At 66.7% G+C, this 19,317-nt stretch carries 18 protein-coding genes and 1 pseudogene; 8 read left to right on the top strand and 11 right to left on the bottom strand.

Translation table 11 applies throughout. From position 1 onward, the window contains the following. On the bottom strand, positions 1–438 hold the full coding sequence (locus tag RVF83_RS16400; protein WP_005199410.1) for a MarR family winged helix-turn-helix transcriptional regulator: 438 nt from the start codon (positions 436–438) through the stop codon (positions 1–3). A gap of 72 nt (positions 439–510) precedes the next feature. Here RVF83_RS16400 and RVF83_RS16395 point away from each other — a divergent pair, with 72 nt between their 5' ends. Continuing rightward, positions 511–1,134, top strand: coding sequence for a maleylpyruvate isomerase family mycothiol-dependent enzyme (locus RVF83_RS16395; protein WP_005199411.1), 624 nt, complete (start codon positions 511–513; stop codon positions 1,132–1,134). Here RVF83_RS16395 and RVF83_RS16390 read toward each other — a convergent pair. After that, the gene (locus RVF83_RS16390; protein ID WP_039880704.1) at positions 1,092–1,973 is read right to left on the bottom strand and encodes a helix-turn-helix transcriptional regulator; all 882 of its coding nucleotides are present in this window, start codon (positions 1,971–1,973) and stop codon (positions 1,092–1,094) included. The genes RVF83_RS16395 and RVF83_RS16390 overlap by 43 nt on opposite strands. Before the next feature lie 166 nt (positions 1,974–2,139). Here RVF83_RS16390 and RVF83_RS16385 point away from each other — a divergent pair, with 166 nt between their 5' ends. After that, positions 2,140–2,994 carry an SDR family NAD(P)-dependent oxidoreductase gene (locus tag RVF83_RS16385; RefSeq protein WP_005199413.1) on the top strand — a complete coding sequence of 285 codons (855 nt, stop codon included), beginning with the start codon at positions 2,140–2,142 and terminating at the stop codon, positions 2,992–2,994. Positions 2,995–3,077: 83 nt separating this feature from the next. Here RVF83_RS16385 and RVF83_RS16380 read toward each other — a convergent pair whose 3' ends face one another. After that, a complete protein-coding gene (locus RVF83_RS16380; RefSeq protein ID WP_005199414.1) occupies positions 3,078–3,494 on the bottom strand; it encodes a DUF7715 family protein in 417 nt (138 codons plus the stop codon). Positions 3,495–4,006: 512 nt separating this feature from the next. On the opposite strand from RVF83_RS16380, the gene poxB reads away from it, so the two are divergent. After that, a complete protein-coding gene (gene poxB / locus RVF83_RS16375) occupies positions 4,007–5,743 on the top strand; it encodes a ubiquinone-dependent pyruvate dehydrogenase (RefSeq protein ID WP_005199415.1) in 1,737 nt (578 codons plus the stop codon). 13 nt (positions 5,744–5,756) lie between these two features. Here the strand turns inward: poxB and RVF83_RS16370 are convergent, their stop codons facing one another. Further along, positions 5,757–7,355, bottom strand: coding sequence for an HNH endonuclease signature motif containing protein (locus RVF83_RS16370; protein WP_005199416.1), 1,599 nt, complete (start codon positions 7,353–7,355; stop codon positions 5,757–5,759). 98 nt (positions 7,356–7,453) lie between these two features. After that, entirely contained in the window at positions 7,454–8,101 is a 648-nt protein-coding gene (locus RVF83_RS16365) for an MBL fold metallo-hydrolase (RefSeq protein WP_005199417.1), read from the bottom strand. 138 nt (positions 8,102–8,239) lie between these two features. Here RVF83_RS16365 and RVF83_RS16360 point away from each other — a divergent pair. The 4 genes and pseudogenes from RVF83_RS16360 (at position 8,240) to RVF83_RS16345 (ending at position 12,165) form a co-directional block, all read left to right on the top strand. Next, positions 8,240–9,510, top strand: a pseudogene (locus RVF83_RS16360) (oxygenase MpaB family protein). An 82-nt stretch (positions 9,511–9,592) separates the two neighbouring features. Further along, the gene (locus RVF83_RS16355) at positions 9,593–10,645 is read left to right on the top strand and encodes a fused (3R)-hydroxyacyl-ACP dehydratase subunits HadA/HadB (RefSeq protein WP_005199420.1); all 1,053 of its coding nucleotides are present in this window, start codon (positions 9,593–9,595) and stop codon (positions 10,643–10,645) included. A gap of 41 nt (positions 10,646–10,686) precedes the next feature. After that, entirely contained in the window at positions 10,687–11,085 is a 399-nt protein-coding gene (locus tag RVF83_RS16350) for an ArsR/SmtB family transcription factor (protein ID WP_005199421.1), read from the top strand. 3 nt (positions 11,086–11,088) lie between these two features. Continuing rightward, positions 11,089–12,165 carry a cation diffusion facilitator family transporter gene (locus RVF83_RS16345; protein WP_005199422.1) on the top strand — a complete coding sequence of 359 codons (1,077 nt, stop codon included), beginning with the start codon at positions 11,089–11,091 and terminating at the stop codon, positions 12,163–12,165. Here the strand turns inward: RVF83_RS16345 and RVF83_RS16340 are convergent. Continuing rightward, complete coding sequence (locus RVF83_RS16340) at positions 12,149–12,613, bottom strand: hypothetical protein (RefSeq protein ID WP_039880692.1); 465 nt, start codon at positions 12,611–12,613, stop codon at positions 12,149–12,151. The two genes, RVF83_RS16345 and RVF83_RS16340, sit on opposite strands and share 17 nt — an antisense overlap. Before the next feature lie 95 nt (positions 12,614–12,708). Next, entirely contained in the window at positions 12,709–13,131 is a 423-nt protein-coding gene (locus tag RVF83_RS16335; protein ID WP_005199424.1) for a nitroreductase family deazaflavin-dependent oxidoreductase, read from the bottom strand. Between the two features lie 115 nt (positions 13,132–13,246). On the opposite strand from RVF83_RS16335, the gene RVF83_RS16330 reads away from it, so the two are divergent. Further along, positions 13,247–13,768 (top strand): methylated-DNA--[protein]-cysteine S-methyltransferase, encoded by a 522-nt coding sequence (locus tag RVF83_RS16330; protein ID WP_039880693.1) that lies wholly within the window; start codon positions 13,247–13,249, stop codon positions 13,766–13,768. A 90-nt stretch (positions 13,769–13,858) separates the two neighbouring features. Here RVF83_RS16330 and RVF83_RS16325 read toward each other — a convergent pair whose 3' ends face one another. From RVF83_RS16325 to RVF83_RS16310, 4 genes are read right to left on the bottom strand one after another with little or no spacing between them, the layout of a single operon-like run. Beyond that, a complete protein-coding gene (locus RVF83_RS16325; protein ID WP_005199426.1) occupies positions 13,859–15,574 on the bottom strand; it encodes a dipeptide ABC transporter ATP-binding protein in 1,716 nt (571 codons plus the stop codon). Further along, on the bottom strand, positions 15,571–16,512 hold the full coding sequence (locus RVF83_RS16320; protein WP_005199427.1) for an ABC transporter permease: 942 nt from the start codon (positions 16,510–16,512) through the stop codon (positions 15,571–15,573). The genes RVF83_RS16325 and RVF83_RS16320 overlap by 4 nt, the downstream gene beginning before the upstream one ends. Next, the gene (locus tag RVF83_RS16315; protein WP_005199428.1) at positions 16,509–17,531 is read right to left on the bottom strand and encodes an ABC transporter permease; all 1,023 of its coding nucleotides are present in this window, start codon (positions 17,529–17,531) and stop codon (positions 16,509–16,511) included. Before RVF83_RS16315 ends, RVF83_RS16320 begins: the two co-directional genes overlap by 4 nt. Next, positions 17,528–19,195, bottom strand: coding sequence for an ABC transporter substrate-binding protein (locus RVF83_RS16310; protein ID WP_005199429.1), 1,668 nt, complete (start codon positions 19,193–19,195; stop codon positions 17,528–17,530). Before RVF83_RS16310 ends, RVF83_RS16315 begins: the two co-directional genes overlap by 4 nt. Positions 19,196–19,317: the final 122 nt, after the last annotated feature.

Here is a 19,317-nt window from a genome sequence, read left to right as displayed (position 1 = left end):
TCAGCAGTAGGGGTCGGTGACCTCACGCAGACGAATCAACGACTTCTCCAGAGCAGCGAAGTCGTCGGCGCCGAGGTGATCGCGCCACTCCTGTTCGATGGCCTCGACCTCCTGCGCCGCGATCTCACACAGCTCGACGCCACGGTCGCTGAGAGTCACCAGCCGGGCCCGGCGGTCCGACGGGTCGGGGACGCGGACGAGGTATCCCGCGGCTTCGAGTTGGTCGACGATGCCGCCGGCGGTCTGCTTGGTGACACCCGCCTGCTCGGCGAGGTCGGTCAGCCGCATCGGCTCGGGCGCGAGCCGTTGCACCACGCGACTCTGCGCGAGGGTGATGTCGTCGGCCCCGGCGGCGGCGAGCCGTGCGATGACCCGCCGTTCGATGGACCGGTGGGCCACGAACATCAGGACGCCCAGGGCCGGTCGTTCGTCGGTCACACCGTTGACCTTAGTACGGATTCCTGACTAATATGGTCAGGTATCCTGACCACTTCGGAACGGGAGCCCGTCATGGACAGTGACACCCTGTGGAAGCACATCGACGAGCAGCGGATCGACCTCGCCACACTGATCGAATCCCTGTCCGAAGAACAACTCGCGACGCCGTCGCTCTGCGCCGGATGGACGGTCCGCGACGTCGCAGTGCATCTCACCCAGTCACACGCGGGCGCCCGCCAGGTCATCCCGGCAGCCGTTCGGTACGGCTTCCGGTTCAACACGATGATCCGCGAGATGGCCGTCCGCGATCAGACACCACCGCCCGAGGCCGCGGACAAACTCCGCGCGATGGTCGGCTCACGACGTCACCCGTTCGCGACCAACGAGCGGGCGCCCCTCATCGATTCCCTCCTCCACGGCCAGGACATCGCCGTTCCGCTCGGGATCGATCGTCCGATGCCGGTCGACGCCGCCGCGGCCGCGGCACAGGAGATCTGGGATGTCGTCTTCCCGTTTTTCGCCCGACGCCGCAACCGCGGGCTCCGGTTCGAGGCCACCGACGTCGACTTCGCAGCCGGGTCGGGTCAGGTCGTCGAGGCACCGATCCGCGACATCCTGATGTGCTTCAGCGGGCGCGTCCCGGCGAGCGCACTTCAGCCGTCCGACGGTTCGGACTCCGGTTCGCGCGCGGGCTGACTCCAGCTCGCCAGGATCGCGATCGCCTGGCGGGACGTCGATCCCGGCTCGGTCGTGTAGATGTACAGGGCCTGTTCGTTGTCTCCGGGCAACTCGAAGGTCTCGAAAGCGACAGTGAGGTCGCCGACGATCGGGTGGACAAGTCGCTTCGAACCGAACGTCCGCTGGTGGACCTGGTGTTCCGACCACCACTGCCGGAACTCCGGACTCGACACCGACAGCTCCCCGACCAGTTCGATGAGGTCGCGATCCTCCGGGGCGCGTCCGGCCTCGAGCCGGAGTGCCTCTACTGCGTTGCGGGCCTGCACCTCCCAGTCCACGAAGAGGTTGCGCGCGTCGTCGGACAGCAGCATCCAGCGGGCGTAGTTCCGTTCGCGTCCGGGCATGCGCTCGAAGTCGGCGAACAACGCACACGCCATCCGGTTGGCCCCCAGGATCTCGGTCCGGCGGCCGAGGACCAGCGCGGGATGCGCGTCGAGCGAATCGAGCAACCGGCGCAGTCCGGGTCGCACGCGCTGCACCGCAGAGCGCGAGCGTGCGGCGGTGCGCGGAGCCCGAGTCACCGAGACGAGGTCGTGCAGGTGGGTGTGGCCCACGTCGTCGAGTCCGAGGGCACGCGCGATCGCATCGATGACCTGCGTCGACGGGACGATGCGCCGGCCCTGCTCCAGGCGCGTGTAGTAGTCGGTGGACACCCCGGCGAGCACGGCCACCTCTTCGCGTCGCAGTCCCCTGACGCGGCGAACCCGCCCGTCGTCGGGGAGGCCTGCCTCCTGCGGATCGCGCGCGGCCCGAGCACGGCGGAGGAAGTCCGCGAGTTCTCGATTCAGATCGGCCATGACCACCATCATGCGCGCCATCCGCGGGCCGTGCCTGGGTCTTTCAGTCCTAGGTTGTCCAGCCCTGGGTTCGCGGTGGTCAGTTATGGCGTCCCACAGTGTCTTTCGCGGCGCCATTCTGGTGTCACCGGCTCGAGAGACGAGCCGGGACACACAGGAGGCAATCATGAGCTACCCCACCGATCGTCCGGCCACCTGGTTCGTCACCGGCGCCTCGCGCGGCCTCGGCCTGGAGCTGGTCACGCAACTGCTGCAGCGCGGTGAGAACGTCGCCGCCACCACACGCTCGACGGATCGACTGACCGAGGCCCTCACCGGCATCGACACGAGTCGCTTTCTCCCCCTGCAGGTGTCGCTCGCCGACGAAGCCGAGGTCGCCGCTGCGGTCGCGGCGACGCAGGATCGGTTCGGCCGCATCGACGTGGTGGTCAACAATGCGGGCTACGGCTTCCTCGCCGCAGTCGAGGAGGTCACCGACGCCGAGGCCCGCGACATGTTCGACGTCCAGATCTTCGGGGTCTGGAACGTGCTGCGGGCAACGCTCCCTCACATGCGGGCACGCCGCGGTGGCCACATCATCAACGTGTCGTCGATCCTCGGCCTGACCACGTTTCCCGGTTGGGGCCTGTACAGCTCAGGCAAGTTCGCACTGGAGGGCCTCACCGAGTCGCTGGCCGCCGAGGTCGCCGACTTCGACATCGCCGTCAACCTGATCGAACCCGGGTACCTGCGGACCGACTTCCTGCGTCCCACCTCGCTCGGGCTGCCCGCGTCCACGGTCGACGCCTACCCCTCCATCCGCGAGATGACCCGGGCACACCAGGCCATGCCGGGCACCCAGTTGGGCGATCCGGTCCGCGCCGCGGCGGCCATCATCACCGTCGCCGTGGAGGGCCACGCGCCGCTGCACCAGCTCCTGGGGTCGGACTCGCTCGAGTTCGCCGACGCCCGGCTGAACACCCTCCGGGCAGAGTTCGACGCCGCGAAGGACCTCGCGGTGACCTCGGATCACCAGAACTGAGTCCATCTGACTTCGTTTCGGTGATGCGACCTCGACCGAGGACGCATCACCGAAATGGGTCTGCCGGTGAGCAGACGTGATGATCAGCTCGCCAAGGCGTACTCCCACACGTCGGCTCTGCGGTTGTAGGCGACCCGGATGATGACACCGGGATCGAGTTGTGCGGCCAGCACCAGGGTCGGCACCAAGAGCTCGAGGGCGTATGCCGCAACCGGGTCCGCCGGCTCCTCGGGCACGACATCGGACCTGAGCAGATCGGCCCATCCTGCGGACTCCAGATATCCGAAGGCGGCCGCCACCAGATCCTCGACGGTCAGGTCGAGGTCGCGGACCATGATCGTCGTGGTGGCCTGGTGAGTGTTGAGCCCGCCGAACGCGCGGTCGCATCCGCAGGTCCGGGAATCGCACACCACCGACGGCAGCACGATCTCGCCCTCGACGGCGTGGCAGAAGTCATCCTCTCGGGTGGCACCGGAGGAGGTGGCGGTGAGGACTTTCATGAGCGACTCCCGTGTGTCGATTCACCTCGCAGAACACGAGGCCCACGCCGCCCGGCGTGGTGCGATCCACTGTGACGACGGACCCCGACGAGAAGCGTCGTGGCCGACGACGCCATCCACAGCCCGGCGGCATCCACAGGCGCCGGGGCTACCCCGCCAGCACAGGTCCGAGTCGTCGGGCGAGGTCGCCGAGTCCGTGGGATGACGACGAGACCCTGCGACGACGCGATCCTTGGAGAAGTTCTCGATGTCATGGGTTTCCGGGTGGAGTGGGGCCTGAAATCGTCGTAGCGCATCGAAACACTCACGGCGACGCCGGGATGAGGCGTCCGCCGCTGAGGAGGTCGACGGAGTCTCTACGGTGGTTCACCGCGCTGCGCCGGACAGCTGGTGTCATCGGCGAAACCGAACGCCACGCGGCGAATCATCGCGCACGAAAGTTGAACCAGGTCGGTACCGCTGGCGTCGCGTCTATAGTCGGGGTTCACACGGACTCGACCGAATGGATCACCATGTCGACAACAGTCGCCGAGAGGATCGTCGAAGAGCTCGAACGTTCCGGAGTGCAGCGTGTGTACGGACTTCCGGGCGATTCCCTCAACGGGCTCACCGACGCTCTGCGCACCACCGAGGCCATCACCTGGCAGCACGTCCGCCACGAGGAAGCCGCTGCTTTCGCTGCCTCCGCCGAGGCTGCTCTCACCGGCGAGCTCGCGGTCTGCGTGGGCAGTTGCGGTCCCGGCAATCTCCACCTGATCAACGGGCTTTTCGACGCCCATCGCAGCCGCGTCCCGGTGCTCGCGATCGCGGCCCACATCCCCGGACCCGAGATCGGCAGCGGTTACTTCCAGGAGACCCACCCCGAACAGCTATTCCGTGAATGCAGTGCCTTCTGCGAGATGGTGAGCACCCCCGACCAGATGCCGCGACTGCTCGACGTGGCGTTGCGGACCGCGGTGGAGCGACGCGACGTGGCAGTGCTCGTGATCCCCGGCGAGCTGTTCCTCAAACCGTGCCCCAAACGCCGTGCGGGAGCCCCGATCCGGCACGTGCCGCGCGTCGTGCGGCCCACCGATGCCGACCTGGCCCGCACCGCGGACACGCTCAACGCTGCCCAGCGCGTCACCATCCTTGCCGGTGCCGGCGTGCAGGGCGCCCACAATGAGGTCGTCGGGCTGGCCCGCGCGCTACAGGCCCCGATCGTGCATGCGTTGCGGGGCAAGGAATTCATCGAGTACGACAACCCGTACGACGTGGGAATGACCGGGCTGCTGGGCTTTTCGTCGGGCTATCGCGCGATCGAGAAGTGCGACACCCTGCTGATGCTGGGCACCGACTTCCCGTATCAGCAGTTCTACCCGTCCAAGGCGACCATCATCCAGGTCGACATCCGCGGCGAACAGATCGGACGTCGCTGCCCGGTCGACGTACCGCTGGTCGGCGACGTCGGCGACACCGTGCGCGCGCTGCTCCCGCTGATCTCGACCGGCCGCGACCCAGAACACCTGACGACGTCGCTCGCCCACTACACCAAGGCACGTCGGCGTCTGGACGAACTGGCCGACAACGACCGTAACCGGGCACCCATCCACCCCCAGTACCTCACCCGGCTGATCAGCGAGAAAGCCAGTGCAGACGCCGTGTTCATCCCCGACGTCGGCTCTCCGGTCGTGTGGGCGGCGCGGTATCTGGTGATGAACGGCGCCCGCCGCCTGATCGGTTCGTTCACCCATGGGTCGATGGCGAATGCGGTCTCGCAGGCCATCGGCGCGCAAACCGCCTTTCCGGGGCGCCAGATCATCGCACTCGCCGGCGACGGCGGACTCGCGATGCTTCTGGGCGAGCTTCTGACCATCACCCAGAACAAACTGCCGGTGAAGATCGTCGTCTACAACAACTCCTCGCTGAACTTCGTCGAGGTGGAGATGAAGGCGGCCGGGTTCGTCAACTACGGGACCGATCTGGAGAACCCCGATTTCGCGAAACTCGCCGAGGCCGTCGGAATCCGTGGACGCAAGGTCGAGCAGCCCGACGATCTCGCCGGTGCCATCGACGAGTTCCTGGCTCACGACGGCCCGGCGCTGCTCGACGTGACGACGGCCCGACAGGAATTGTCGATCCCGCCGACCATCACCGCCGCGCAGGCCAAGGGATTCACCCTCTACGCCCTGCGCACCGTGTTGTCAGGCCGGGGCGACGAGCTGGTCGATCTCGCCGAGACCAACGTGTTCCGGCGCCTGTTCGACTGACCGCCACCGGTTCTCATTTCCGGTAGGCAGTGTTCAGCAACACCGATGCGATGGCGAGTTCGGCGGGTGACGCCTCCTGCAGATCGATGACCTGCCGTAGTTGTGGGCGTGGTGCATCGACGGACAACGGTTCGGGTTGTCCGTGGATCTCGTCACGAATGTCGGTGAGGACTTCGTTGAACCGTCGGGCCATGTCGGGCCGCCGGTTGATGCGTTCGGGGTTGGGTGGCGCCCCTGGTTCGGCGTTCAACTGCCAAGAACATCTGCCTTCGTCGGACCCGTCGGCGATCATCCGGGTCGAGTATTGACCGGGTTGATCACCGACCATGTGGTGGTGGCGGGTGCAGGCCGGAGTGAGGTTGTCGATGTCGGTGAATCCGCCATCACCCCAATCGGTGTGGGCGTGATGCATTTCCACGTGTGCGGTGGGCATGTCGCAGTCCGGGCTGGAGCACATCTCGCCGTCCGGTCTGGCGAACGAGACGAGCCGCTGTTCCATGGTGCCGAGTCGTTTGCCGCGTCCGAAGTACAGCGGGACCGCTGTGGCGTCTTTGAACACCGCCAACCAGGGCTGCACGTCGGCTCCGATGGCGATGAGGTCTGCGATGGGGATGAGGGTGCCGTCGGCGCTGGTGGCGAACCCGGTTTCGCGGATGAGGTCGGCGAGCTCGGCTTTGGCGATCAGCTGGACCGGCAGCCCTCGGTGGGTCTTGCCGAGCATTCCGTCGTCGAACACCGCTTCCAGCAGTGCGTTGAGGGCGTCGTGATTGCGCTGTGCGGGGGTGCGGTGGTCGCGGTCGGCTGCTGCTGCGACCACCTCGGGGTCGGCGTCCTCGATCGAACCGCACGGCGATTCAGGATCGGTGGGGTTGTTCATGCCCGGTCGGGCCCAGACTGCCAGAAAAGTCATGACCCGCGCCCTCGCCAGAGGGGTGAGGTTGGCGATGAGTTTGGAGGTCCCGTCGGCGCGTTGCCGGTTCACCTGCAGGTTACGGCGGCGTGCGCGGTCGTCGTGGTCGGTGAGGGTTCCGTCGGGGTCGAGGTGTGCCAGCAGGCGGGCCCCGACCTGACCGATCTCAGCAGGTGTGAGCGTGGCGGCGTATTCGGCGAGGGTTTGTTCGGCGGCGGCGCGCACATCGTGTGGGACGGCATGTGGGATCTGGTCCACGACGTCCATCACCGCATGAACGTGGGCAGACCCCACCCGGCCGTCGGCCAACTCTCGGGCAAGCGTGGGCAGTTCGGGTTCGAGTGGTTGTCCGGTGGTGAGGTCGGTGTAGGTGGCGGTGGCTTTCACCTCGGCGTGGCGTCGGCCGGGGAAGGCGATCCGCAGGCGGTGTTGCATGTATTGAATGATGCTGCGGTGACCGGTCTTTCGGGCAATGTTGCGGTTCTCGACCTCGACGATCTGCTGGTTGCCGGCGTAAGCCAGGCGGGCGATCAGACGCTCGTTCTCGGCGGCCACCTGGCCGACCTCGACATCCGACAATCGCGAGAGGTCAGCATTCTGCAACCGGTCGGCGAGGGCGTGCATCTGCTCGATGATCACGACCGCGTCAGAGGGTGCCGGGTCGGCGGCGTCGACAGTTGCGGCAACGGCCACGACGGTCACCCCCAATTCCGTGGTTCGAATGCATGTTCGATGTTACCCACGAATCCGTCGTCGCGCAGGAAAGCTCCACAGGGCCTCACCAGGAGATCACCGGCACATCAATGTGTTGTTCCGGACGCGATTGCCAATCTCTCGAGCGCCTGCTCGATGTGGCCCGACCAGTTCTGCGCAGCAACACGATTCACCGCCGACTCCCCGGCGAATGCGCTCGAGATGACCACGTCGGGAGTGAGAGTCGCCAGCAGATGCAGGCTCTCCGCGAGGGTATTTGCGTTGCTGAACGGGAGGTATCCGGCGGTCCATTCCCCGGATGCGCTCAGATACAGGGTGTCCCCGGTGAACAGATACCGCAGGCCGTCGTCGCCGGGCACCAGGTAGCAGGTGCTGCCGGGCGTGTGCCCCGGCGTCGGGATCACCTCGACCCCGTTGTCGTCGACGTACCGTTCCGCGATCGCGATGTCCACGCGTGCGAACTGACCGATCCGCTCGATCTCGGGCGCTGGGGCGTGCAGCGTCACCCCGAACCGGTCTTCGATACAACCGAGGATCGGGCCGGCCTCATCGTGATGGGACAGGTACTGGTCGTCGACACCGCCCAACTTCGCCAGGTCGTCGAACTCGGCGTCCGACGCCATCGAGTAGAACAGCGCGTTGCGCCCGGACGTCCACAGATAGGCATGGGTGGTGAGGCCGGGGAACGGGTTGTCGGTGGTTGTCTCCCAGAGGTCGGGTAGCACCTGGCGCATTGGATCTCCTCGTTGGGCGGTGACGACTACGTCCTCACCGTGCAACCTCAAGTGAACTTCAGGTCAAGGGCGGGCGTGCGCGGCGCAACCTCGGAGTGATACACATGGAACGATTCGTCTCAATAGTTGGGGGTTCCCGTGTCCGCAATGCTGCCGAGTCGCCCGACCGACGACGCTCCCGGCTTCCCGAGTGCGGTCACCTACGACGCCGCGATGTCGAACCGGACGCTCCGCCGTGCGCGGGCCCTGGTCCGTAGAGTCACCGGCAAGGACCTCTACCCCGAGCCCGAACAGCTGCGCACCTTCGCCGAGGACATGTTCCGCACCGACCCGGTGGCCGAGCGGTTCGTCGACGAGGTCTACGGCACGCTCGGCCCCGAAGCCGCACGCACACTGCTGGACAAGGCCCTGACCGATGGCCTCCACAGCGTCGAGAACCCGCCGCCCGCACTCGTCGAACTGTTCGAGGAGTTCGAGACCGTTCCCGACTGGGTCGATCCGCAGCTCATCGCCGAGGGCGAGGCGATCTGGCGCCGCTGGGGCACCGGCCTGTTCAGTGTCGCCGGCGGGATCACGCTCGAGATGTACACCGAGGCCGCGGTCGCCAAACCGCTGTCGCTGGCGGGCGGGTACGCCGGCGACAACGCGCTGCGCCGCTTCCTGGAGACGGCCCGGTTCTGGATCGACGTCTCACAGCCCGGCGCGCTGCTGACCCCGGGATCGGCCGGCCGGGCGACGGCGATGCGGGTCCGCGTAATGCATGTGTGGGTTCGACGCACCTCGCGAAGCACCCCGAATGGGACGTCGAACGGTGGGGTGAGCCGATCAGCCAGTCGTATCAGTTGCTGACCCTGCTCGGCGGCAGCGTCGTCCCGGCGTCGGCGCTGTGGCTGACCGGGGTCCAGACCACACCGCGGGAGATCCGGGTGCTGCTGCATTACCAGCGCTACCTCGGACATCTCCTCGGCGTGCGAACCCAGTGGTTCCCCGAGACCATCGCCGACTCGCTGCGACTCCTGGCGTTCGTCAACACCACCCGCAGCTTCGACGCGGGCGCCGACGGCGCCGAACTCATCGAGTCTTTCCCGGCCGCGTTCGCCAACGAGAGCTCGACAGGCCTCGAGCGGATCCGCGGCAGGTACAACGCCATGATGTATGCCGCCTACTCGACGATCTACATGATGCCGACGACGCGCTTCCGCTACGACATGCCCAACCCGATCCCGGGCCTCGCGCTGATCCTGCTGCGGTTGCCGGCCGTGACACTCGTCGAGACCGTGCGCCGGATCTCCCCGAGGTTCCGCCGGCTGCACGAGAAGGTGATGTGCCTGCACCGGGAGAACTGGCACGGCTGGCAGTCCTCGGGACGCCCCGCGGAGTTCGCGCACGGCAAGGGGCTGCGACGCTGACCCCCACCCGACATGGTCGAGTACGTGACAGGACTCCTACCACGGTTTTGCCAGTGGAACCCGCACGATTAGCGTTGTCGAAATGACCCAACCCCCGATCACGGAACCGACGGCAGCCGGCGAGGCGCCCGACCTCGAGACGCGCGTCGGCCACTATTACGTCCTCGACGGCTCCTACGAGGTGGGACGCGAGAAGGTCCGCGAATACGCCCGTGCGGTGCAGGACTACCACCCCGCCCACTGGGAGCCCGAAGCCGCTGCCGCACTTGGGTATTCGGGACTCGTCGCGCCGTTGACCTTCACCTCCATCCCGGCGATGGCGGCCAACCGCGAGTTGTTCGAGTCCGTCATCGTGGGCTACGACACCTATGTTCAGACCGAGCAGGCCTTCGAACAGCACCGGCCGATCGTCGCCGGCGACGAGCTCGTCACCGACGTCGAACTGTCGAACGTGCGCAAGGTCGCGGGCCGCGAACTGATCACGGTGACCAACACCATGACCGACGCCGCGGGCGAGAAGGTGCACACGATGCACACCACTGTGGTGGGCGTGACGGCTGAAGAGGTCGATCCGGGTCTCAGCGCCGCGGTGCGGAGGGTGATGATGCACGACGTCAACATCTTCAGTCACGAGGACACCCACCACCTGTACGAGAAGACCGTCCGCCCCGAGGGTGAGATCCGCGTCGCCGACGGCACGACCCGCCCGTCCGGTGCACGCTCGTTCGACGAGCTGTCGGTCGGCGACGAACTTCCGATTCACAACGCTCGCATCTCCCGCGGCGACCTCGTCAACTACGGTGGCGTCGCCGGCGACGCCAACCCCATCCACTGGGACGAGACGTCCGCCAAGCTCGCCGGCCTGCCCGACGTCATCGCACACGGAATGTTCACCATGGGTCTCGGGGCGGCCTTCGTCGCCTCGTGGTCCGGCGACCCGGGCGCGGTGACCCGATACTCGGTCCGGCTGTCGCAGACGGTTCCCGTGTCGGCCGTCGACGGCGGCGAAATCGAGTTCAGCGGACGCATCAAGTCGCTCGACCCGGAGACCCGCACCGGGGTCGTCATCATCGTCGCGAAGTCGGGTGGCCGAAAGGTGTTCGGCCTCGCGACCATGAACATCCGCTTCTCCTGACGCCGGTTCCGCCGCTCATCGGAACGCGCTAGTATCTGCATATGAATGCAGATAAGCATTCACCGAACGCCCACCCTCCCATCGCGGAGGACCAGGTGCGATTGGTGGTCGAGGTCTTCCGGATGCTTGCCGATCCGACCCGTATCCAACTGTTATGGGCGCTGGCCGACACCGAGATGTCGGTCAGCGAACTCGCAGAAGTGGTCGGCAAGCCCGGGCCTTCGGTGTCACAGCACCTCGCCAAGCTCCGGATGGCGCGGCTCGTCCGGACCCGACGCGCCGGGACCACCATCCACTACTCCCTCGAGAACGAGCACGTCCGACGGCTCGTCACCGATGCGGTCTTCAACGCCGAGCACGCCGGGCCGGGTGTGCCGACGCACCATCGTGGCGACGCCGCTCTGCGCGCCGTCGATCAGGACACCGAGCGGGAGGCCTGAGCGATGACGCATCTTCGCCGTGAACACGATTCACACGATCACTCGCATGACCATGCCCACGGCCATTCGCACGACCACGGCCACTCGCACGACCACGGCCACTCGCACCGCCGCGGACTCGCCGGAGTCGTACGCGAGATCTTCGCACCGCATTCACACGACGCGGCCGACAGTCTCGACTCCGCGCTCGAGTCGTCGCGAGCGGGCATCCGGGCCGTGAAGATCAGCCTGGTCGTCCTGGCCGTCACCGCGGTGGCGCAGGCCGGGATCGTCGCCGTGTCGGGCTCGATAGCACTGGCCGCCGACACGATCCACAACTTCTCGGATGCCCTCACCGCGGTTCCGCTCTGGGTCGCCTTCGCAATGGGCACCCGGCGTGCCACTCGCCGCTACACCTACGGGTTCGGGCGCGTCGAAGATCTGGCCGGATTGTTCGTCATCGCGATGATCGCGTTGTCCGCGATCATCGCCGGGTACGAAGCCGTGGGAAGGCTTCTGGATCCCCGCCCCATCGAGCACGTCGGGTGGGTGGCGCTGGCCGGGCTCGTCGGCTTCATCGGCAACGAGTGGGTGGCGCTGTACCGCATTCGGGTCGGCAGACGAATCGGGTCGGCCGCCCTCGTCGCCGACGGACTCCACGCGCGCACAGACGGTTTCACATCCCTCGCGGTGTTGCTCAGCGCAGCCGGCGCGGCTGCCGGGATCCCACTCGCTGATCCGATCATCGGCCTGGTGATCACGGTGGCCATCCTCGCGGTCCTGCGCACCGCGGTCCGCGACATCTTCCGTCGCCTTCTCGACGGCGTGGACCCGTCGCTCGTCGAGATCGCCGAGCAGACCCTCGCCGAGCATCCGGGAGTGCTCGCCGTCCGCAGTATCCGCATGCGCTGGATCGGCCACCGCCTTCATGCCGACGCCGAACTCGACGTCGATCCGAATCTACGGCTGACCGAGGCGCACTCCATCGCGCACGACGCCGAACACGAACTGACCCACGCCGTTCCGAAACTCGCCGGCGCTCTGATCCATGCTTATCCCGCACACGACGATCATGAGACCGCGGTCAGTACTCACCCTTGATGACGAAGTACGACCCGCGGATGGTGCCGGCAAGTTTCGACTTCTGGCGCGCGAACTTGAACTTCGATTCGAGTTCCGCGGGTACGTCCATGCCGTCGGACAGCTTGAAGCCGACGGCGCGTTTGCCGGCCGGATCGATGCTGTACATGACGTTGACCGCGAGTCCCGACTCGTAGAACACGTATGACATGTGCAAGCCGTCGACCTCGAAGTCACTGACCTCGAGTGGACGGGAACCGATCGTGATGTCGCGTTCCTCGGCCAGGATGCGAGTGACCCGCTCGAGCACCGCGGGCGCCTCGTCAGCCGCCACGACAGTGAAGTCGTGCGCGTACTTCGTCTTGTAGTAACGGGATTCGTTGGCACGCAGACCGGCGAGAGCGCCGACCACCGGCGAGGACTCTAGGCCCTGCGTGGAGACGTTCTTGAAATCGACGACGTGTCCCATGCCCACTCCCGCTTCGCTGTCGCACACCTGGTGGCTACAACACTAGAGCCCCCGACGGGCGTCGGGGGCTCTGGTGCCTGCGGGCTGCAGAAGGCTCACTCCAGGATGAAGACCGGGATCTCTCGGTCGGTCTTGGTCTGATACTCGGCGTAGGGCGGGTACGCGGCGACCGCGAGCTCCCACCAGTGTGCGCGCTCGTCGCCGCTGATCTCACGCGCAGTCAGTTCCTTGACCTCGGTGCCGTCCTGCACGGTCACCGCAGGGTTGGCCTTGACGTTGAAGTACCAGGCCGGGTGCTCGGGGGCGCCACCTTTGGAGGCGACCATCGCGTACTTGCCGTTCTCCTCCACCCGCATCAGCGGGACGTAGCGCTTCTTGCCGGACTTCGCACCGGTGGTGGTGAACAGGACGATCGGGCGGTCCATGACCTGGACACCCTCGGTGGTGCCCTGTTCCAGGATCTTCTCGGTCTGCTCGCGGACCCAGCCTTCAGGACTCAATTCAGCGTTGGCACTCATGGGCTCGACAACGCCGCAGAGTCTGCGCTTGTTCCCGCGAGCACGGCCCCGGATACCGCCATGAATGTTGGGGTGGCCGGTTACCGTGGGTCGCACGCTCGCGAAGGGCAGACTCATGACCTCACCTCGGGTAGACCGCGACCCCACGTCGACGGCCACCGTCTCGACTCCGGTCGGCCCGATCACTATCACCGGCAACGGACGAGCGATCGTTCGTGTCGCCTGGCGGGAGATACCCGGGCCAGCAGATGGGGCACCGACGGAACCACTCCTCGTCGAGGCGGTCGGTCAGCTTCACGCCTACTTCGACGGCTCGTTGACCACGTTCGATCTCCCGATCGATCTCTCCCGAGTTTCCGGAGCGGCCTGTGCGGTCCTGAACGCCCTCCACCATGACGTCCCGTATGGCGCAACCGTCACCTACGGGCAGCTCGCCACGATGAGTGGCGCCGGCATCCCGGCACGCAGCGTCGGCTCGATCATGGGCGTCAACCCGGCTCCCCTGCTGATCCCGTGCCATCGCGTCGTCGCAGGCGACGGCCTGGGCGGATTCTCCGGCGGGCGTCCCGGGGAGGGTCTGGCGACCAAACGGTGGCTTCTCGAGTTCGAAGGTGCGCTCCCTCCGACGTTGTTCTGATCCGGACGCCGCCCTCTCTCGATGAGCCCTTGACTTCGGCACCACCCCCGAGGTGGGGAGTTTCCGCCCGGAGTGCGGCGACGGGGAGGTTCAGGCGATGAGCTCCCCGGTGCCGATCGTCGGAACCGCAGCGAGCAGTTCACGCGTGTAGGGATGCTCCGGGCTACCGAAAACGCGATCGGCCTCGCCGTATTCGACGACCTCTCCCCCACGCATCACCAGGATGTCGTCGGCGACGTGGTGGATGACGCCGAGATCGTGCGAGATGAAGACCAGCGAGACGCCGGTTTCCACCTGCAACATCGCGAGCAGGTCGAGGATACGGGCCTGGATCGAGACGTCGAGTGCCGACACCGGCTCGTCGCACACGATCACCGACGGTTCCGGCGCCAGTGCACGGGCGATGGCGACTCGCTGTCGCTGCCCGCCGGACAGGTGCAGCGGGTGACGCCGGCGGAACGCATCCGAGAGTCCGACGCTGTCGAGCAACTCGGAGATGCGGTCGTCGAGCGCTGTGCCGCGCAGGTTGCGCGACCGCAGGCTGTCGCGCAGGATGCGTTCGACGTTCCACCGGGGATCGAACGAGCTGAGCGGATCCTGGTAGATCACGGAGATCTGGTGACGGTTCGCGCGTCGTTCGGCATCGGACAGCGCACTCCACGGGCGCCCGTTCAGTTCGACGGTGCCCGAGTCCGGGTCGGTGAGCCCGAGGACCATGCGGGCGGTTGTCGTCTTACCCGACCCCGATTCGCCGACGATGCCGAGCGTCTTGCCGGGCGGGACGTCGAAACTGACGCCGCGCACTGCCGGCCGTGCCGTCTTGTCCTTGCCGTCGAACGACTTCCGGAGATCCCGGACACGTAGCGCCCGCGGCGCCTCGGCACTCGACGGCAGCAGGGTTTCCGGGAGCGTCTCACCGCTCGTCAGGAGCGTGCCCTTGGAGGTGCGCGACGGCACCGATGCCAGGAGGCTCTTCGTGTAGTCATGGGCGGGCTTGCGCAGCACGTCGTCGGTGGAGCCGTACTCGACGATCTCCCCGTGCCGCATCACCGCGACGCGATCGGCGAGACGCGCGACGACCGCGAGGTCGTGGGAGATGAGGATGACGCCGTTGCCCCGGGCCTTGGCCTCGCCGAGGACGTCGAGGATCTGGGCCTGCACGGTGGCGTCGAGGGCGGTGGTCGGTTCGTCCGCGATGAGCAGTCTCGGGTCCTGCGCGAGAGCCGATGCGATCAGCGCGCGCTGACGGAGACCACCGGAGAGCTCGTGTGGTCGCTGCGCCGCGCGGACACCGGGTTCGGGAACGCCGACCAGCGTCAGTAGTTCGACGACCTTCTCCTCGCGTTCGGCGCGTCGGCGCGGTGATCGATTCCAGAAGAGACCGCCGCCACGGGAGTCCGAATGGGCGGTCAGGGCCTCCCCGATCTCGCTGCCGACGGTGCGCAGCTGATCCAGCGACACCAGGGCGTCCTGGAGGACGAATCCGATGTCCCGGCCGCGCAGACGGCGCCAGTCCCGGCCCTTGTACCCGAGCAGCGACCGACCGTCGACAGCGATTGTCTCGGCGCTGATCCGGGCCCCCTCACCGGTGAGCCCGATGAGCGTGCGCGCGGTGACCGATTTACCCGACCCGGATTCGCCGACGATCGCGAGGCATTCCCCAGCGTTCACCGAGAACGAGACGCCCTTCACCACCTCGCGGCCGCCGAAGGACACGTGCAGATCACGGATCTCGGCGAGCGGGGTCGTCGAATCGTCGGTGTCGGCGACGCTTCGGTCCTCGCGGGGAGTCGCGACTACGGTCATCGGGTGGTTCCTTCCAGACGGGCGCCGAGGTGGCGTCCCACGGTGGTGAATGCCAGGGCGGTGATCACGATGACGAGGCCTGGGAAGATCTCGAGCCACCAGGCCACGGTTATATAGGTGCGTCCGGCGTCGAGCAGGGCTCCCCACTCGGGTGACGGGGGCGCAACGCCGAGACCGAGATAGGCCAACCCCGAGGCCCAGATGATCGCCTGACCGACACCCAATGTCGCGGTGACGATCATCGGCCGTAGCGCGTTGGGAGCTATGTGCTGCACAAGGATTCGCGTCCGCGAGTGCCCGAGCGCCGTCGCCGCCTCGATGTAGGCGGCATTCCGGACGGTCAGGACCTGGCCGCGGATGATGCGGGCATAACCCGGGGCGATACCGATCCCGATCGCGAAGATCAGCGTGTACGGGCCGGGGCCGAACACCGATGTCAGCAGGAGTCCGAGCAGGATCGTCGGGAAGGCGAACAGGACGTCGATCCAGCGATTGGCCAGAGCCTGCGCGACCCGCCCCGACAGGCCGGCCGTGATTCCCAGCACCACGGCGAGCACCAGTGCCACCGCCACCGCGCCGAGACCGATCGCGAGGGACTGCTTCGTGCCGAAGATGATGCGACTCAGCAGGTCTCGACCCGACAGGTCGGTACCGAACGGATGCGCCCACGTCGGCGGTGACAGCGTCGCATCGAGATCGATGGCGAGCGGGTCGTACGGAGCGATCAGCCCCGGCACGACCGCTGCCAGGAGCAGCAGGACGAGGAAGCCGAGCGCGGCGATCAAGGTGGGTGGAAGCGCCCACGGCCGGCGCGACGGCTCCGGGAGCGCGGTGACCGTGCTTCGTGAGGTCTTGATCGACGAGGTCTTGTGGGATGACGTCGAGTCAGACGACGCCGTGTCGGGTGCCGTCCCGGCGGACGGTTTCTGGATGGTCACGGGACCTCGATCCGGGGGTCGATGACGGTGTAGAGGAAGTCGACCAGCAGGTTGGCGACGGTGTAGATCGCGGCGACGAGCACGACGATGCCGCTGACCAGTGGGACGTCGCGCGAGCTGGCGGCTGCGACGAGGGTCTGTCCGATACCAGCGCGGGCGAACACGGTCTCGGCGATGACCGCACCCGAGAGCAGCGCACCCATGGCCCAACCGGAAACGGTGACAGCGGGAATGACCGAGTGTCGCAGGACATGTCGAGCACGAACCGCCAGGTCGCCGAGACCACGGCTCCGCGCGGTAAGAACGAACGGCTGGTCAAGTGCCCGGGCGAACTCGTCGCGAGCGATGCTGCCCAGGAATCCGGCCAGCGGTATCGCCAGCGTGAGCACCGGCAGGACCAGTCCGCGCGACGAGTCACCACTCTCGACCGGGAACCAGGCGAGATTGATCGCGAAAACCACCAGCAGGATCGACCCCAGCCAGTACTGCGGCAGTCCGGCGCTCACGGTCTCGAGCAGGGCACCGAACGCTCCGCCCGGGCCGCGGCGGCCGGCAGTCAGCGTCGTGGTCACCAGGACCAGCAACCAGGCCACGATCAGGGCGCTGATGGTCAGCACGAGTGTGGGACCCAGCTGCGCGGCGATCACCTCGGTGACGGGTTCACTCAGCTGGTACGACGTCCCGAGGTCACCGCGCAGCAGACCCTGTAGGTAGTGCAGGTACTGCTGCCAGATCGAGTCGGTGAACCCGAACTGCTCGTTGACCGGCCCCAATTCGTCGGGGGTGCGCTCGCGACTCTCCCCGGACGACAGGTTCAGCAGCAGCGTCGCGCGGTCACCGGGTGCGAGCACCTGCAGGAGAAACGTGATCGTCGCAGCCGCCCACAGCACGAACACGGCCGAGCCGAGTTTGCCCAGCCACCGCAGCCACACCGCAGAACCCCCACGGCGTCGACTCCGGGCCGGATCGGTCGCCGACTCCGGGTCGATGATCCTCGTCTTGTCGACCTGAATGGTCATCGAACAAACCTCGCATCCGCGAACACCGGTTCACCTTGGGACTTCTCGACCCACACGTCGTGCAGCTTGGGGTTGGCCGCAATCGAGGTCGTCTGTGTGTACAGGCCGATCGACAGCGCCTGGTCGCCGATCAGCTTCTGGGCCTTGCTGTAGAACTCGCGCTGCTCCGCCGGGTCCGCCGAACTGTTGGCCTTCTCGATGAAGCCCTGCAGGATCGGGTCGTTGTAGTAGGCCGTGTTGTGCGGGTTGGGCGAATCCTCGAGACGCTGACGCCAGTTGATGTGGAGCAGCCCCGGGGTCGGACTCGTCCAATACCCGACGTAGGCGTCGTAGGTGGGTGCCTTTGCGTAGTTGCCGCCGAAGTACTCGCTCTGCGTCGCCGGGACGAGTTCGATGTCGAACCCGACGTCGCGCGCCTGGTAGGCGATGTTCTGCAGGATCGCCGCCCCCTCGGGTCCGACGATGGCGTCGGCCGCGTAGACGACACGTGCGATGAGACGTCGACCGTCCTTGGTGCGTATGCCGTCGGAGTCGCGCGCGGCCCAACCGGCCTGGTCGAGCAGCGCGTTCGCCTTGGCCGGATCACGGACGTAGGCGCCTGCGGCCGGGTCATAGTCGGGGGTGCTCTGGCTCAGCGCGCCGTTCGAGTTGAACGGCACGACACCGAGAAACGCGGTCTCCACGGCCTTTTCACGATCTGCCGAGTAGGCGAACGCCTGACGCACGCGGACGTCGTCGAACGGTGCGTGATCGACGTTGAGCGTGATCGCGTTTGGACGTCCCGGCGTCACATACTGCTTGGTCTGGAACCGCGTTGTCGCGTCGGCCCAGTTGATGGCCGGGACGTTGTAGATGAGATCGGACGATCCGCTGGTCAGCGAACCGTACCGCAGCACCGGGTCCTTGAGGAACTTCCAGATCACCTTGTCGACGTAGGCCGGCCCCTGGTGCTTCGCGTTGGCGGGCGCCGAGTTGTAGTCCGGGTTCCGCACAAAGGTGATGCTCCGGTTACGATCCCAGCGCTCGATGATGAACGGACCGGACCCGACGGGTTTCGAGCAGTTCTCCTTCTTCCCGCGCGCGAGAGCGGTCGGCGACTGAATCCCGAAGTACCCCTGGGTGAGAACCGTCAGCAGCGGACTGTACGGCCGCTTCAGATGCAGCGCGTAGGTATTGCGATCGAGAACCTCGCCGCCGGCGTAGTACTGTCCGATGTAGGCCATGACCGTTCCGTTGGGAGCGTCCGGATCGAGGTACTTGTCGAAGTTGGTCTTCACCGCGGCTGCGTCGAGATCGGTTCCATCGCTGAACTTCACATCGGGCTTGAGGCGGAAGGTGTAGGTCTTGCGGTCGGGAGAGATCTCCCACCTGGTCGCCAGCCACGGCACCGGTGTCCCGTTGTCGTCGAGCGAGACGAGGTTGTCGAGGTACTGCCGTGCGAGATAGGCGTTCTGGACCCAGCCGCCGTGGATGCACGGCGGTTCCTGCTCATGCCCGTATTCGATGACGCCGCCGTCGACGTAGTCACCGGCCGCCGCGGGCACGCCCGTCGACGTTCCGTCTCCGGTGGCCGGGCGCCCCCCGCACGCCGACAGCAGCGCAGCGGCCGACAGGCCGACTGCCAGTAGGGCTCGGGTCCGTCTGGACCGGACAGATCTGAACACGCCAGGTACTCCTCGATATCGAGAGTCGTGATTCGACAGTGATGGAAAGCAGAAGAACAAGCTCGGACCACGGGGGTCGGCGGGTCGGCGCCGATGTCGCGGCACGCTGAATCAGCAGTGAT

The organism is Gordonia rubripertincta (assembly GCF_038024875.1).
GTDB lineage: Bacteria > Actinomycetota > Actinomycetes > Mycobacteriales > Mycobacteriaceae > Gordonia > Gordonia rubripertincta.
Note: the sequence above shows the minus strand (reverse complement) of the source record. Positions and strands in the feature narration are given on the sequence as shown.